Annotated in this window: 16 protein-coding genes and 1 pseudogene; 7 read left to right on the top strand and 10 right to left on the bottom strand. The window is 59.1% G+C overall.

The window, feature by feature from the left end; all coding sequences use genetic code 11:
• Positions 1-138 precede the first annotated feature (138 nt).
• The 3 genes from C481_RS19920 to C481_RS19910 all read left to right on the top strand — a co-directional run bounded on the left by C481_RS19920 (position 139) and on the right by C481_RS19910 (position 2,331).
• Positions 139-1,068: a transcription initiation factor IIB gene (locus C481_RS19920; RefSeq protein WP_006111143.1), complete on the top strand. Its 930-nt coding sequence runs from the start codon at positions 139-141 to the stop codon at positions 1,066-1,068.
• A gap of 119 nt (positions 1,069-1,187) precedes the next feature.
• On the top strand, positions 1,188-2,126 hold the full coding sequence (locus C481_RS19915; protein ID WP_006111142.1) for an ArdC-like ssDNA-binding domain-containing protein: 939 nt from the start codon (positions 1,188-1,190) through the stop codon (positions 2,124-2,126).
• Positions 2,119-2,331 (top strand): HalOD1 output domain-containing protein, encoded by a 213-nt coding sequence (locus C481_RS19910; RefSeq protein WP_006111141.1) that lies wholly within the window; start codon positions 2,119-2,121, stop codon positions 2,329-2,331. Before C481_RS19915 ends, C481_RS19910 begins: the two co-directional genes overlap by 8 nt.
• A 91-nt stretch (positions 2,332-2,422) precedes the next feature.
• Here C481_RS19910 and C481_RS19905 read toward each other — a convergent pair whose 3' ends face one another.
• From C481_RS19905 to C481_RS19885, 5 genes are all read right to left on the bottom strand, one after another.
• On the bottom strand, positions 2,423-2,863 hold the full coding sequence (locus tag C481_RS19905) for a response regulator (RefSeq protein WP_006111140.1): 441 nt from the start codon (positions 2,861-2,863) through the stop codon (positions 2,423-2,425).
• Positions 2,864-3,488: 625 nt separating this feature from the next.
• Positions 3,489-4,508 carry an NAD(P)/FAD-dependent oxidoreductase gene (locus tag C481_RS19900; RefSeq protein WP_193787848.1) on the bottom strand — a complete coding sequence of 340 codons (1,020 nt, stop codon included), beginning with the start codon at positions 4,506-4,508 and terminating at the stop codon, positions 3,489-3,491.
• A 161-nt stretch (positions 4,509-4,669) separates the two neighbouring features.
• The gene (locus C481_RS19895; RefSeq protein WP_006111138.1) at positions 4,670-5,713 is read right to left on the bottom strand and encodes an NAD(P)/FAD-dependent oxidoreductase; all 1,044 of its coding nucleotides are present in this window, start codon (positions 5,711-5,713) and stop codon (positions 4,670-4,672) included.
• Entirely contained in the window at positions 5,710-6,066 is a 357-nt protein-coding gene (trxA, locus tag C481_RS19890) for a thioredoxin (protein WP_006111137.1), read from the bottom strand. Before trxA ends, C481_RS19895 begins: the two co-directional genes overlap by 4 nt.
• Before the next feature lie 218 nt (positions 6,067-6,284).
• Entirely contained in the window at positions 6,285-6,947 is a 663-nt protein-coding gene (locus tag C481_RS19885) for a class I SAM-dependent methyltransferase (RefSeq protein ID WP_006111136.1), read from the bottom strand.
• A gap of 109 nt (positions 6,948-7,056) precedes the next feature.
• Here C481_RS19885 and C481_RS19880 point away from each other — a divergent pair, with 109 nt between their 5' ends.
• Positions 7,057-7,440, top strand: a complete 384-nt coding sequence (locus tag C481_RS19880) for a DUF302 domain-containing protein (protein ID WP_006111135.1) — start codon at positions 7,057-7,059, stop codon at positions 7,438-7,440.
• 166 nt (positions 7,441-7,606) lie between these two features.
• Here the strand turns inward: C481_RS19880 and C481_RS19875 are convergent, their stop codons facing one another.
• From C481_RS19875 to C481_RS19865, 3 genes are all read right to left on the bottom strand, one after another.
• Entirely contained in the window at positions 7,607-8,755 is a 1,149-nt protein-coding gene (locus C481_RS19875) for an MBL fold metallo-hydrolase (RefSeq protein ID WP_006111134.1), read from the bottom strand.
• Positions 8,756-8,825: 70 nt separating this feature from the next.
• A complete protein-coding gene (locus C481_RS19870) occupies positions 8,826-10,619 on the bottom strand; it encodes a bifunctional metallophosphatase/5'-nucleotidase (protein ID WP_006111133.1) in 1,794 nt (597 codons plus the stop codon).
• A 42-nt stretch (positions 10,620-10,661) separates the two neighbouring features.
• Positions 10,662-11,819, bottom strand: a complete 1,158-nt coding sequence (locus C481_RS19865) for an aminotransferase class V-fold PLP-dependent enzyme (protein ID WP_006111132.1) — start codon at positions 11,817-11,819, stop codon at positions 10,662-10,664.
• A 255-nt stretch (positions 11,820-12,074) separates the two neighbouring features.
• On the opposite strand from C481_RS19865, the gene C481_RS19860 reads away from it, so the two are divergent.
• Positions 12,075-12,428, top strand: coding sequence for a DsrE family protein (locus tag C481_RS19860; RefSeq protein WP_193364782.1), 354 nt, complete (start codon positions 12,075-12,077; stop codon positions 12,426-12,428).
• A 136-nt stretch (positions 12,429-12,564) separates the two neighbouring features.
• Here C481_RS19860 and C481_RS22815 read toward each other — a convergent pair.
• Both C481_RS22815 and C481_RS19850 read right to left on the bottom strand, forming a co-directional pair.
• Positions 12,565-13,002 (bottom strand): annotated as a pseudogene (locus C481_RS22815) (FAD-dependent oxidoreductase); the annotation flags it as partial.
• Positions 13,003-13,177: 175 nt separating this feature from the next.
• A complete protein-coding gene (locus C481_RS19850; RefSeq protein WP_006111129.1) occupies positions 13,178-13,444 on the bottom strand; it encodes a hypothetical protein in 267 nt (88 codons plus the stop codon).
• Positions 13,445-13,713: 269 nt separating this feature from the next.
• On the opposite strand from C481_RS19850, the gene C481_RS19845 reads away from it, so the two are divergent.
• Positions 13,714-14,154, top strand: coding sequence for a DUF302 domain-containing protein (locus tag C481_RS19845; RefSeq protein ID WP_006111128.1), 441 nt, complete (start codon positions 13,714-13,716; stop codon positions 14,152-14,154).
• Positions 14,155-14,156: 2 nt separating this feature from the next.
• Positions 14,157-14,717, top strand: a complete 561-nt coding sequence (locus C481_RS19840) for a class I SAM-dependent methyltransferase (RefSeq protein WP_006111127.1) — start codon at positions 14,157-14,159, stop codon at positions 14,715-14,717.
• Positions 14,718-14,730 lie beyond the last annotated feature (13 nt).

Below are 14,730 nucleotides of genomic sequence, written 5' to 3'. Positions count from 1 at the left end.
CCGTTGTAGGGTTGAAGCTTCCTAAATATGTGGCACTGATATCACGGACCCTTCTACTGGACTCTAGAATCAACTAGTGGTGTTTATCGCCCCAGTAGCGGTGAAGGGGCTGATCAGTTGTCCTCTTCGGAGTTATCGATGGCAACGAGAGACATCTACACGACGACGTTTGACGACGGCGTTCAGACGGCTACAACTACCTGTCCAGACTGTGGCGGCAGCGTTCGAACGACTGACCGCGAGACGATCTGTGAGGACTGTGGACGTATCCTCAAGGACACCAAACTAGACCGAGGACCAGACTGGGGTCGACATGACGAGCAGGGATCCAAGAGACGGACCGGTGCCCCGCTGACACCGACACGCCACGATCGAGGCCTCTCCACTGAGATCGGGTACAAGCAAGACGGACATGGAAACGCCCTCTCGAACACGAAGCGCCGACAATTGAACCGGCTCCGTCGCGAACAGTCCCGTGCCCAGTGGCAGTCGAAAGCTGAACGGAACCTCGCCTATGGACTCGGGGAAATCCGGCGGGTTGTTGCGAGTCTCGGCCTTCCACAGAGTATCCGGGATCAGGCGTGTTCGCTGTTCCGAACTGCACAGTCCGAACAGCTCTGTCGCGGACGATCGCTCGAGGCGGTGGCTGCAGCCAGTGTCTACGCAACAACCCGGTGTAACGGACTCGGGCGATCACGAGCAGAAATCGCAGCCTGTGCACGCTGTAATCAGCAGAGACTCACCAACGCCTACACCGTGATGAACGTCGAACTCGAATTACCAACACAGCCGATTGCAGCAACAGATCGGATTCCGAGGCTTGCGACAGAACTCGAGGTTCCGGACCACGTGCGTCGACGAGCGCTCGAACTCGCACAGAAGGCACGCGAACGCGGAATGACGATCGGCCGCCGGCCGAGTGGCGTCGCAGCAGGTTGTCTCTATCTCGCTGCCCAGCGAGTCGGATTCTGTCTCTCGCAACAACGGATCGCCGATATCGCAGGAACATCACCGAACACGCTCCGCAATCGGCGAGACGAGTTACTCGAGATTGAAGCCGAAACCTGATCGTCGCAACCCGGATGAGACACTTGTAACGGAGCCGCTCGAGCGTTCCCTCGAGTGTGTTTTTCTTCCCCCAAAGGGGTGAGGGGCGTTCCAGAACGGAGCGTCCGTCGTCGAGAACGATGACTACGAGCGACTGTTCGCAGGTGTCCTTCGATGATTCGGACACCAGACGTGACGAGATGCATAACACGATGGAAACTTGGGTCGAAGACCTCGTTGACGAGGTTGATGACGCGGTCTCGAGTGAGCAGTTCCAGGAGTGGCTCGACGTGCAGAGTCACTTCCATGACTACTCCTACCGAAACACACTGCTAATCACTCGCCAGTGTCCGAACGCGACTCGCGTCGCTGGCTATCGAACGTGGCAAAACGAGTTCGATCGGCACGTGACGGAAGGCGAGAGCGCGATCTGGATCTGGGCACCGATCATCGCAAAGCAGTGCCCCGAGTGTGAGAACTCACCGTCATACCACGATCGAAGCGACTGCGAATACGACGAGACGTCACCAGAAGAGTGGTCGAAAGGACTTGTCGGCTTTCGGCCAGCGCCAGTCTTTGATATTTCCCAGACTGAGGGAGAGCCACTGCCCGAACTCGAGACGGAGGCGACCGGGGAGGCCGACGAACTGGTGCCAGCGCTCCTCGAGGGAGCTTCGATGCTTGAAGTGGAATCCAAGGTCGTTTCTCCAGCGGAATGGACTCATGGAGATGCCAGAGGCGTGTGTCAGTACCGCTCTCCTTCAGAGCGACCACTAATCGAGGTCCGCGATCGTGAGAACAGCGCCGACCTTGCCGTAACGACTGTCCACGAGTACGCCCACGCACTCTTGCACGGTGACGTCGACGACGAGACCGAACGCTCGAAACGCGAACTCGAGGCCGAAGCAGTCGCCTACATCGTCGGACGGTATTTCGGGCTGGACACGAGCGGGTCGGCGTTCTACCTTGCTGCATGGGAGGGCGAAGAGTCGGAGGCTATCCTCGATCGACTTGAGCGTATCAGTTCGACCGCTGCGGAGATTATTGATGTCGTCGACGAGGTGATCACAGATGAGTAATCGGCACCTCCTCTTCGAAATCGTCGACGCGCTCGAAACGGAGGGACTCGATCGTGACGAGTACCAACTGCAACGGGTGATCGACATCGAAGCACTCGAGCAACTCGTGGACTCGGTGAACAATGACCTCGAAGTAAGATTCTCGGTTGGTGAGTTTCGTGTCCTCGTTACGCAGTCCGATGTACGGATCCTCACAAATCCGTAGATTGGCTCTGGTGGAATCCCTAACCTATGGTAGTTTCTACACTACCAATCGCTCAGTAGAGGTCAAGGACTTACTGCAGAAGCTATTCCTATCAGTCCACTCTCATAATTGCTAACCGAAACTGCTCGAACGACCGAATTAGCTCAACAAACTCGCCAGGATCAACCGGTTTTTCGAGGACTGCATCTTCGTCCGTATCATGATCGAGATCCCGGGATTCAATCAAGCTCTCATCCATCCCGGTTAAGACAATCACTGGTACGTCATCCAGTTCTGGGTGGTGTTTGATCTCGTGTAGAACGTCCTCTCCGTCCACTTTCGGTAGGTTCAGATCAAGCAGTATAATGTCCGGCTGAGGAGCGTCTTCGTACTCGCCACGTTGATCGATAAAGTCCAGTGCTGCTCGGCCATCAGTGACGGTGGTGAGCGTATTTCCGATGTTGCCGTCTGAGAAGGCCTCTTCGATGAGACGGATATCGCCAGGGTTGTCTTCTACCAGCAGTATCACCGCCCCTGATGAGCCACTCCCCATAGTATGATGATCCGAGTGAATCGGTATAAGAATTCGGTGAGGTGCCTATTAAGCGGAATTTCAAGCTCCGGTATCAGCTATTGCTGAAGACTCTTGATCAGTAAGCACGTTTGGTGTACAGTAGATTTACATGAATGGTTCTTTAAAGAAGAGGATTTCAACAGAGCCGATAGCCTCTCACTTGGTGTGCACTCTCCTCCAGAGTTTTAACCGTGTGAGGGCCGTATTTTTGTCTACATTGAAACTCGCACAGACACTCCAAGATAGACCTGTGGATTCGAATTTGGTGAGAGGCGTATGACAGACATGAGGTATGATTCGTGCAGTACGCGGTTAGAATTCTACAGAGGGGTGAGATACTGTCCGGCTTGCCAAAGCAAAGCGTAGGTGAAACAGAAGATTGACTCACAACGGGGACTATAGAGAGAACTGGCACCTACGGTGTGACTTCTATTCTCGGAAACAGTTCCCAATGATTCTTTTCACACATCGTTGAGGTGAATAGGGGCCGTGAATGTTTCGTGTCGTTCCTAACTCAACAATCCACTTCCTCTACAGTTTTGGAAGATGAACTATTTTGGGAGATGGTCAAGCTGATTCTGCATCATATCTACTCTATAGTCATTCAGTCATATGTATGAAAATCAACTTCTTGCTCGAGAAGTTCGTCGGGAATCCCAGGAACTTCATCGGAACGGACTGGACCCTGTTCCTCGATGACGTCGAGATCGCGGGGGAATTCACGTAACGCGAAATGCAATGAAATACCAGCCTTTGCTCCTTCGCCCAATGCAATCGGGAGTTGATTGTGCCCAGGTGTCAGGTCTCCCACTGCATAGACGCGATCGACTGTTGTCTGCCCGTGATCATCGACGACGACCGTCCCATCATCGTTGACATCACAGCCGAGATTACGGGCCAGACCGTTGTTGTACTCGGCACCGTACATGGCGAAGCCACCCTTGTACTCGCGAATCATGCCGTCTTCGAACTCGAAGGCTGCTAACCAGCCATCTTTGTCGTTTTGAACGCCAGTGATGTCCTCGTGAATGATATCGATCGGATGGTTCGAGAGCATCGTTGCCGTCTCGTCGCTCCATTCAGGGCTATCATTGCGAGTGAGTAGATCAACATCGTCGGTGAAGTTCAGCATGATCGCAGCTACGTGTGCAGCGCTCTCCCCGTATCCCATGACGTAGACGGGTTCATCGACGAACATGTAAGCATCACAGTGCAAGCAGTAGTGGAGCCCGCGACCGGTCCGCGGTAGTGGCGGTTCCGGGCGGATATCGTTGAATCCCGTCGCGAGAACAACGTACTCTGCGCGATAGTCAGCATTATTCCCGCAGAGACGGATCGAACCATCCTCAGTACTGTCGCAGGAGACGAGTAGATCATTGTGGATATCGCACCCGTACTCCCGAAGTTGGTCTCTACCAACCGAGAGAAATTCGTTCCCGGATGTCTCCTCCGTGATACCCAGTAAATTGTGGACCTCTTGCATCATCGCTGCGCGTCCACCGCCTCGATCGACGACGGCCGTTCGATGACCGAGTCGCGTTGTATACAGCGCTGCGGTCATTCCAGCCGGACCGCCTCCGACGACGAGAACTTCGTAATCGTGAACAGTTGAATCAGTAGCCATCGTCTCTTCGTCCGATATCGACACATAAAATGGTGGTTCGAAATCGGCGTGATATTGTGGATACAGTGACAAAGCCAGCGAGTGAGCTCTAGTTCTTGAATTCTATAGACTTACTGAGCAGCCGTTCCTAATCTAATAATTCATAGAATGCATGTTTCCAGCTACAGAGGAATCTCAAATGCGGCCTCTTCCGTTCGCTCGAGCGTCTCGAGGTGCGCTTCGGCATCGAGTGCTGCCATGCTGCCGGTTCCGGCAGCGGTGACCGCCTGTTGATAGTGCGGATCAGCGACGTCACCGGCGGCGAAGACGCCCTCGACCGCCGTCTCGGTCGTCGCGCGGCCGGCGTCGTCCGTACGGGTGCGGAGATAGCCGCTCTTGTCGCGGTCGACGGCGGTCCCCTCGAGGAATTCGGTGTTCGGTGTGTGGCCGATGGCGTAGAACACGCCGCCGACATCGACGGTCTCTCGGTCGACGTCGACGCCGGTTGCGGCCTTCTCCGCGGGATAGCCGTCGGGATGCGAGACGAGCGTCGCGCTGGTGACGCCCTCCTCCTGCGAGCCGTGTATCGCCTCGAGTTCCGTGTTCCAGCGGAACTCGATGGTCTCGTTGTCGCGGGCGCGGTCGGCCATGATCTCGGAGGCGCGCAGTTCCTCGCGACGGTGAACGATCGTCACATTATCGGCGAACTTCGCGAGGAAGAGCGCTTCTTCCATCGCCGAATCACCGCCGCCGATCACGAGGACGTCGTCACCGCGGTGGAACGCGCCGTCGCAGGTCGCACACGTGGAGAGCCCATAGCCCATCAGTTCGTCTTCGTTCTCGGCGCCGACCCAGCGAGCGCTCGCGCCGCTCGCGACGATCAGCGCACGCGTTTGCAACGTGTCGCCGTTCGAGAGTTCGAGTTCGAACGGCCGCTCTGCGAGCATCGCGTTTTCGACAGTGCCGTGGGTGAACTCAGCGCCGAAGCGCTCGGCCTGGTCCTTCCCGTTTTGGATCAGTTCCATCCCGCCGACGCCCTCAGGGAAGCCGAGGTAGTTCTCGACGTCGGTCGTCAGCGTCAGTTGGCCGCCCGGTTCGGGTCCTTCGAGCACCAACGGCTCGAGGTCGGCCCGCGCGGCGTAGACGGCCGCGGAGAGGCCGGCGACGCCGGAACCGACGATCACTACGTTGCGAACATCCGTGGTCGTGTCTGTTTCCTCGTTCATTCGGTGTATCTCCCGATCAGGCTACGGAGTCGGTCTTCCGGCAGCGCGCCGGACTGCTGTTCGACCTGCTCGCCGTCAGCGAAGAGGGCTAGCGTTGGCACACCCCGAACGCCGAACGAGCCCGCGAGTTGCTGGTGTTCGTCGACATCGACCTTGGCGATCACGGCCTCGGTCGTGTCCGCGAGCTGCTCGAGGACGGGATTGAGCATCTGACAGGGGCCACACCAGTCGGCGTAGAAGTCCACGAGAACGACGTCGTGCGCCGTCGTGACGTCCTCGAGGTGGCTTCTCCCGTCGATGTAGATCGGTTCGTCGAGCGATTCTCCGGAGGCACCGCGTGCATCAGTTGCCATCACCACTACGTATGGACTGATAGCATTTAAAGGTTTTGTGAGAATTGCACAATATAGGGGCCATAGTAAAGGCTGTCTTCATTCTCCACACTACGACGAACGAACCGATCCGTGGACCGCGCTAAGTAGAGGTTCGGTGAGGATGATTGAGGAGACGTGACAACGCTTTCGTCGGTCGAACCGTCCCGATCGGTTTTGCACAGTAACCTAACAACCGCTCATTCGACAGAGTCGGCCGACCGATCTGAAATACCCGCGTCAAAGCGGGTGAAATACCCAACTCGCGTTCCGACGCGCGCGTCGAACGTCAGTCCCCGCTGTTCGACACGGCGTCGCAGCCCTTCGAATCCGACGAAGTGCGGGTCGGGGAGAGACTCACCGATGACGAGTCGACCGTCGGGTTTCAAAACCCGCTCGAGTTCGTCGAGGGCTCGCTCTTGGTCAGGAATTTCCCCGAGGACTAAGACCAGATACGCAGCGTCGAACGTGTCGTCCGGATACGGAAGCGATCGTGCGTCGCCGCGGATCGGTTCGACGTTCGGGTTCCCTTCCTGTCGCATTCGCGTTCGGACGTGTTCGACCATCTCCGATTGGACGTCCACGGCGTGCAGTGTCCCCGACGGTTCGATTGCCCGTGCGACCATCCCGGTATAGTAGCCGGTTCCCGGTCCGACCTCGAGAAGACGTTCACTGGGCTGGGGCTTGAGTACGTCGCGCAGCCGGGAGCGAGTAATGACCGGACGCGGGAAGTTGATCGCGTGGCGCTGGGCGTACGGGCACGGTGACGGGTTCGATCGCCACCGGAGGGCGTATCCGAGTCCGGCGAGCACCGTGAGTCCGAGTAGAGCGGCGATCGCTCGTACGGTACGACGCGAAACCATAGTAAACCCTTCATCGTGGACTGACTACAGTCTTCCCCGACCCGAGCACGCGCCGTGGGCTTGCCGTTGCTACCCCAACTACAATCATTCTCGAAGTCGATCGTACAGTATGTCCTACACGATTCGCACGCAAGTCGACGGCGACTTCGACGACATCGTCGAGAAAACGATCGACGCCCTTGAGGACGAGGGGTTCGGCGTGCTCTGCGATATCGACGTCCGGGAAACGCTGAAAAAGAAACTCGACGAGGACTTCCGACAGTATAGAATTCTGGGTGCGTGCAATCCGCAGTTGGCCCACCAGGGACTCGAGCACGATCTCGAACTCGGGACATTGCTCCCGTGCAACGTCGTCGTCTACGACGATGACGACGGCGTCGTCGTTAGCGCGGTCGACCCGCAGCGTCTGATCGGTGTCGCTGACGACGACGAACTCGACCCGATCGGTGACGATGCTTACGAACGCTTCGAACGTGTTCTCGAGTCGTTATAGTTCGGGTCCGGTGCAGCCATTCATGATCGCTCCTGTCGTCCCAAGCGAAGGGCGAATTTCGCAAAGAGAACAGGGCAGGAGGTGACTGGAAGGATTCCAATGTAGAAGACGTGCCACGGAACCGATGATCGACCGTACAGAACCGATTCGAGTCTGACTGCGCGAACTAGGCCGCGCAGTTATTTGGCCCTAACTCGAGTTCCGTCGCCTCGGACTCGTCCTCGGGTGGCTCCGAACCCGTGTTGATCTCGATCACGCGCTCGTAGTTCGGCGGCTTGTCGGGCGCGTTGTCGACCAATCGGTCCACGAACTCGTCCTCGTCCAGTCCCAGCAGGTCGAGGTCGTCGCGGAGGTCACCCAGTCGAGCGACGATCAGTTCGCCGGGCGAGCCGACCTCGTATCGGTTGTCCTCCGTGACCGACACGTGGCCCGGAAGGATCCGCGTCTCCTCCGGTAACTCGAGGATGGTGTCGTGAATCGATTCGTATAGCAGTTCGGCGCCGCGTGCCGCATCCTCGTCACCGAATTGAAGCTCTGTCCGGCCGACGGACTCGACGAACAGCGTGTCGCCGGTCAGCAACGCCTCGCCGTCGACCAGGTAGTTGACCATCTCGGACGTGTGCCCCGGCGTGTGCAGCGCTTCGATCTCGATCTCGCCGAGTTCGATCGTCTCGCCGTCGGCGAGGGGTTCGTAGTCGTACTCGACGCCCCGCTCGCTCGCGTGTTCGCCGAGGTGGTACGGTACGTCGAGTTCGTCCGCGAGCTTCGGTCCACCCGAGATGTGGTCGGCGTGAACGTGGGTATCGAGGACGCGCTCGATCGTGAGCCCGGCCTCCTCGGCGACGATTTTGAACTGGTCCGTCTGACGGGTCGCATCGACGACGACCGCCGACTCGGCGTCCCTCGAGCCGACGATATAGCCGAGACAGCCCTTCGCCCGTCGCTGTAGCTGCAGGACGACGAGGTCGTCGTTTTCGGTCTCGACGGGAACGACCTCGTAGACTTTGCTCCAATCCTCCATACCGCCCTTCACGACGGACACGTCGTCGTAGCCGTGTTGCTCGAGTTCGAAGCTGAACGGCGTCGACGTAAGCCCCTTTCCACAGATCGCGACTACTGTCTCTCCGTCTTTGGCCTCCTCAACGCGCTCGAGTTCTTCGTCCCCGATCTCGTTGTCTGGACCGAACGGGATGTTCTCGGCGCCGTGAATACGCCAGCCCTCGTAACTATCTTCAGGGCGCGTATCGACGAGCGTGAACGACTCGTTTGAGTCAATCATATCCGCGAGCCGTTCAGGGGAAATTTGGTTCACCATTGGAATCACCTTACAATACTATCTGGTGCGAGGCCGCCGATAGTTCTCATCCCTGCATAGGCATCCTCGGCTACCGGTACGGATTTCGCCCGCTCTCGGGGAAGCGGGTCCCGGTTGGGATTAACCGCGTCTCGCAGTACTCATCTCCGCCCGCGTAATCAACCCCCGGTTGGACGTACGGGTACGGTCCGTCAGCGGGCGTATTCTGGACCCATCCGCCGTTGTCGGGCGTCTGGACGAGCGTCGTCTCCTCGTAATCGATCGGCGAGTAGTCCTCGAGGTAGTCGACGACGACGTCGACCGGAACGACGCCGTCTTCAATGTCGATGTCTTGGAACGGGAAGCCGCAGTTTCCGAGATCACGTTCGGGATCACCGGGACGGGTAAACGTCGCGATCGAGTAGCGCGCTTCGGGATCGACCGGTTCCCCGTCGACGACGAGATCGACGAGTCTGCGTTCGCGTTTCGCGGTCGGATCGATGATCACCTCCACGTTCGAAGAGTAGTTCCGGACACGACCGTCCTCTTGCTCGTAAACGTACGGTGTGAAGTTGTCAGTAAGGAACGCTTCCATGTGGTTCAGCAGCTGCTGACCGTACGCTTCGCCACGGGCCACCGGTGCGGTCATCGGAAACGCTTGATATAGGTGCTCGAGCGTTATCTCGCCGGCGGGAACTGCCGGACCGTAACGGAAGCCGTGGGTGACCGCTAATTCGGTGCCGAAGTACGTTCGTAGTGCGTCGGCGAACAGCGCGTTCCAGTCGCTCTCGAGGAACGATTGTCGATCGAGCGACGCCTCCGTCCTCCCGACGACTGTGTCCAGCGGCCGCTCGAGGGTTCCGTCTCCTCGCTCGTAGGAAGTTTCGTCGTCGAAGAACGGCGATCGAATATCCGCAACCGTCCGTTCGGCCACCGGTGCCGGGTCGGATGTGTAGTCGTGGTCTTCGGCGAGACAATAGAGGATGTGGCGAAATGCGACGCCGTCGTCATCGATGTGGAGGTCCACGCGTCCAAGTCCGTCGCCCGTTCCTGATTCGACGACGAGCGTCTCCGTCTTCTCGATCAGGATCGGATCGTGAGTGTACTCGTGAGTATGCGCACTGAACAGAACATCGATACTCTCGATGTCCTTCGCCGCTTGGACGGCCCACGGCAGTCCGATCTCGGTGACCGCGAGGACGACATCGGCACCCTCGTTGCGCACGGAGTCTGCGGCTTCCTCGAGCAACGCTGGGTGTTTTCCGAACCGATACTTTCCCTCATGGAACGCCGGCGCCATACGGTCGACGTAGACGTTCGTCATCCCGACGATTCCGATGTCGACGCCGTTCGCGCGTTCAATCGTGTAGGGTTCGAACAGCAACCCGTCCGCATCTGGCCCGTAGAGGTTGTTCGCCAACACCTGCGCCTCGAGTTCGTCCATCAGGTCCCGCAGGTTCCCGTCCTCGGCGGCCTCGTTCCCGAAGTCCCAGTTCCCCGGAACGTACACGTCCGGATCGACGTGCTCGGTTATCGGTTCTAGCATCGCCCTGCCCTTCGTGTACGTCGTCACCGCGGTGCCATGGAACGTGTCGCCGCTCATCAGCGTAAGCGTCTCATCGGTAGCCGAGCGGATCTCTTTGAGTTTGCCGGCTAACAGCGGGATCCCGCCGCCGCGCCGGAGGATCCGGTCGTTGCCACCGAAGTCGAAATCGGGGCTCGATTCGGGATTATCGTAGTAGACGTGATATTCGGGAACGAGCTGGCCGTGCAGGTCGCTGACGTGGAGACAGACTACGTCCGGTACTTGTCCCTGATCGCGGTCAGCCGCGTCCGATCCGTCGAGCCGTTTCCACTCCTTCATGTATTCCGTGTCGAGATCCATGCGATGCTCTTTCACCTCCTACGAGAGCATGTACTCAAGCCGTTACCCTGCATTGTGCTCCCGCGATTCCCACTCTTGCTCCAGTCCGTCGAGCAGTCGATCGATGTCGTTTGCAGTATTGACTGCGTGGACGGACGCTCGAACGGCGGTCGGAGATGGCAGTGCTCGAACGACGATCCCGTCGGCAGCCAGCCGTTCGACCGTCGTCGCCGGATCGTCAACATCGATGGTCACGAGCCCCGACTCCGGCACTGAGGGGCTGAGAAGACGGTCAACGGGGACACCGTCTACTAGTCGACCGGCGAGACGGCGGACGCGGTCTTCGATCTGGTCGATCCCGACTTCATCGATCACGTTGATTGCTTCCCGGAGCGCGACGTGGGGTGCCGGGTTCGCTGACCCAACTTCGAACCGACGTGCGCCGGCTGCGTACTTGTAGGGATCGTCGGATGGCGTCTCGACGCTTCGATAGCCGACCGTTCGCGGCTCGAAACCCTCAGCGACGTCACGGTCGACGTAGAGGAAGCCGCCGCCCCACAGCCCGAGCAGCCACTTATGGCCGGCAGCAGCGACCGCATCAGCACCCCACTCCGCGACGTTCATTGGTAGTTGTCCGGGGACCTGTACGGCGTCGACGAGCGCAAGCGCACCAGCGTCGTGGGCGATATCAACCAGTTTCCCTACCGGAAGCTGCGTCCCGTGGGTCCACGTGACCGCGCTGAAGCAGGCGACTCTGGCATCCGTGACGGCCTCGGCGAAACGCTCGAGATCGATGCGGCCGTCCTCGGTCTCGACGATTCGAACCTCGACGCCTTCCCGCTCGAGGCGTTGCCACGGGAGGATTCCGGCGGGATGCTCGAGGTCCGTCCGCACGACGACGTCGCCGGGCTGCCAGTCGATCGCGTTGGCGACGGCGTTGATCCCAGCCGTCGTACTCTCGGTGAGCGCGATCTCGTCCGGGTTGGCGCCGACAAACGACCCGACCCGCTCTCGAGTCCGGTCAAACGCTCGGAACGCCGTCTCGTAGGGGTGGTCGCCAACCGGTGACTCGTACTCGTGCTCGCGGACGAACTCGTCGGCGGCATCGACGACATATTTCGGACTTGGACCGTGAGCGCCGAAGTTGAGATAGGTTCCCTCCTGTAAGGCAGGGATATCCGCCCTGAACTCGGTCGGCGTCATCGTCGGACTCGATTGCATACGGTATCTTACGAACGCAGTAGATAATATTCTTGGGTTCACTATGAAATACTGGGAGTAGTCACCGTGAACGAGCAATTCACCGACGAGTAACGGGGGTTGCAAGAAACCGGTCCCCAGCCCCATCTCGAACACTTCGTTCATCCGGAGAACCGTTCCTGGCGATTCGGCAACAACTATCGTGACCACTGAACGTTATTGCACACCTGATCGGAGGCGACAGTATTATATTATATTGGGACTATAGTACAATACATGTCTGAACCAGGAGGCGACGACACTGGGGAACAATTGGGAATCGTACTCGAAACCAGCGACCCCGAACGCGCGTGGAACGCCTTTCGTCTTGGAATCACCGCACTAGAGAACGGAAACGACGTGTCAGTGTTCCTGCTCGGCGACGGTGTCGAAGCCGAGGAGATCACGGACGATCAGTTCGACGTACGGAATCGAATGGAGGAGTTTGACGAGGCCGGCGGGGAGTTGCTGGCCTGTGGTACCTGTCTGGACATCCGAAACAGCGATGGGAGCGAGGTCTGCCCAATCTCGACGATGAACGATCTCCTTGAGGTCGTGACGACTGCCGATCGAGTGCTGACGATCGGATAGTGATCGGTTCCGGATACCCTGCACAGCGGAGCGCTCGAGCGTCGGAGTGCTATCCGGATGGATCCATCCTGTCGACTGCAGACGCCCATACTTCGGGCAGGCGCGCGTACACCATCGCGTTCCCGATGAGCGCGTCGACGGTCGTGTACTCGTCGACCGCGTGGACGGTATCCGTCGCGAGCGCGAACTCTACCGTCGGAACGCCGGCGTTTCGAAGTGTCTTCGCGTCGCCGCCGCCGGTCGCGACGAGGAGGTCGTCGTAGGGCTGTTCGTCCGTCTCGTCGCAGGTCTCGACCGTCACCGTCTGCGCGTCGAGATCGATACCGACGACCTCTGCGCTCGTTCGCAGGTCGACATCCCGTCCCTCCCGGAACTCCTCGGGCGTCACGGTAACGAGGTCGTCCAGGTCGTCCACCGCGCCCTTCACGTAGTAGGGCATCCCGCAGGCGGCGTAGGAGACCCACTCCCCTTTCTCGAAGACGATCACCTCCCGCTCGGGATCCTCGCGTTTCGCCTTGCTCGCGGCGCTCATTCCCGCGGCGTCACCGCCGATAACGACGAATGTCTCAGTCATACGTGAGGAATAGGACGGTAGCGCCTAAGGTATTTCTGTATATACCCAATACTATACAAACTAATACAGATATTGCTTCGATAGCATCTCTCGTCACGAGTCTCTGTTCGACGAGTTCGGTACGGTCTCCAATGTCACGATCAGTGTGGAAGCGTCCACCGCTTGCGTCGATGGATTACTCGAGGTCAGCGTTTCGCTCCACACTCGGGGACCGCTGCGCTTCCCGGTCCGCGTCACGGGCCGAACACGAACAGTTCGAGCGCACTCGGATCAGTAGCGCGATGACGCCGAGCACTGCGAAGATCACCGCTCCCTGTACGACTCCAGCGATCATTCCGACTGACGTCCCGCCGGCGATGGCGGCGGTCCCCGGTCCGATACAACAGAGGCTCGCGAGCCCTGCCAGCCCGAGCAGCGATTGACTGGAAACGTCCGAACTCATACGTGAATTTGAGGACAGAAGGGAATATGTGTTCGGTCGATTTTCCGAGTCAGCGATTGCGGTCTCAAACTGACCGCCCGCCCGATATCCCTCTGCTACGTGCCCACTCGCTTGTCGAACGATGCAGGAGGCTCCTACACGCGATTCGTCCGCCCGGTTTTCGCTGGAGCAGCGCACGATGGTGTACTCCTACGAATCGGTGGTTGTCCCGAGCGATCGATGGTGGAATCCAGAACTGATTTTTGTGGTAGTCCCAATACTATACATGAATGACGCTGCCAATCGACCCTAGTCAAATCGATCCGGACGACATCGGTGCGAAACAGACGACCCTCGAGATGGACCACGAAGACGCCGTCGAACACGTCCGCGAGGTGTTCACCGACGCGGGGTTCGGCATTCCCGTCGAATTCTCGCCGTCGGAACTGCTCAACGAGAAGGTCGATGCCGACCGCGACCCCTACTACGTCCTCGGCGCGTGTAATCCGTCGGTCGCCGACCGGGCACTCGAGGCCAGCGACGGCGAACTCGGCGCGCTCTTCCCGTGTAACGTTGTCGTCTGGGAGGAAGAATCCGGTCGACAGCGCGTCTACCACGTCTCGATCATGCGGATCGCGCGGCTCGTCGGAATAGCACCGGACGACGACGAGATGGAAGATATCGTCGCGGAGACTGGCGAACTGGTCGATACCGCGTTCGAAAACCTGTAACCATGGGATACCACACGTTCGACGCCGAGCGAGCGGACAAGTTAGAGGTTGCCGGACGGCGCTATCGGTTCGTCTCGGCCGAGGAACTGCTGTGGGCGCTCTCGCTCTCGCCAGACGACACCGTCGCCGACCTCGGTAGCGGAACCGGTTTCTTCACCGACGACGTCGCGCCGAACGCGAGGACGGTCTACGCGGTGGATGTCCAAGAGGAGATGCACGAGTACTACCGGGAGAAGGGCGTCCCGGAGAACGTCAATCTCGTGACCAGCGACGTGAGCGACCTGCCGTTCGACGACGGCGGCGTCGACGCCGCGTTCTCAACGATGACCTACCACGAGTTCGCAAGCGACGCGGCGCTGGCCGAGATTCGCCGGGTCCTCGCTGCCGACGGCCGACTCGTTGTTGTCGACTGGGCGGCCACCGGAACCGGCGAGAACGGTCCGCCGGTCGACGAGCGCTACAGCGCCGACGAGGCAGCGACCGCCCTCCGCGACCACAGGTTCGACGTCGAGCACGAGGCCGTCCGACCGGAGACCTTCCTACTGATCGCGACGCTCGAGTGAGATCGGAAGCGGC

This window comes from Natrialba asiatica DSM 12278, assembly GCF_000337555.1.
Taxonomy (GTDB): domain Archaea; phylum Halobacteriota; class Halobacteria; order Halobacteriales; family Natrialbaceae; genus Natrialba; species Natrialba asiatica.
Note: the sequence above shows the minus strand (reverse complement) of the source record. Positions and strands in the feature narration are given on the sequence as shown.